Below are 337 nucleotides of genomic sequence, written 5' to 3'. Positions count from 1 at the left end.
GTCACGCCGCGCGCGGCGGCTGCCGTGTCGAGGCCGTGCGCGTCGAACCAGCCGGACCACGACAGCCAGCGCTCGGGGCGCGTCGGCTGCACGTGCAGCAGCGGCAACGCGAGCAGGTGATCGGCCCGGGCGACGTGCGGGTGCGCGTCGCGGAACGCGGGCGAGCACACGGGCGTGACCGATTCCGGAAAGAGCCGCGCGGCCGTGCACGACGGCCAGTGGCCGTCGCCGAACAGAATCGCGATGTCGCCGTGGTCGCGCTGCGCGTCGTAATCCTGCGACGTGACGACCCGCACGTCGACATCCGGCATCACGCGCTTCAGCCCGGCCAGGCGCG

Annotated in this window: 1 protein-coding gene; it reads right to left on the bottom strand. The window is 73.9% G+C overall.

Going from position 1 to position 337, the window contains the following annotated elements:
• Window positions 1-337 (bottom strand): LysR substrate-binding domain-containing protein (locus FOZ70_RS38430; protein WP_258025852.1); only part of this gene is annotated, 337 nt, incomplete at both ends.

Origin of the sequence: Burkholderia sp. COPS (assembly GCF_019425585.1) — a bacterium.
Taxonomy (GTDB): Bacteria; Pseudomonadota; Gammaproteobacteria; order Burkholderiales; family Burkholderiaceae; genus Burkholderia; species Burkholderia cepacia.
This window is presented reverse-complemented; position numbering and strand designations above follow the sequence as displayed.